General features: G+C 49.1%; 1 rRNA gene. It reads left to right on the top strand.

The annotated features are described in order from the left end of the window. Nucleotides 1–212, top strand: a 23S ribosomal RNA gene (locus I6E24_RS17135); the annotation flags it as partial.

Below are 212 nucleotides of genomic sequence, written 5' to 3'. Positions count from 1 at the left end.
AAGTCACGGGGAGGTGCAAATAACCCTTGATCCGTGAATTTCCGAATGGGACAACCCGATATCCTGAAGGGATATCACCTTACATTGTAAGGGGCTAACGCAGGGAACTGAAACATCTTAGTACCTGCAGGAAAAGAAAATAACAATGATTCCCCCAGTAGTGGCGAGCGAACGGGGAAGAGCCCAAACCACCCATGTTACGGCATGGTTGG

It is taken from the genome of Bacteroides caecigallinarum (genome assembly GCF_021530995.1).
Classification (GTDB): domain Bacteria; phylum Bacteroidota; class Bacteroidia; order Bacteroidales; family Bacteroidaceae; genus Phocaeicola; species Phocaeicola faecigallinarum.
The sequence above is the reverse complement of the archived record's forward strand: the minus strand, read 5'-3'. Positions and strand labels throughout refer to the sequence as shown.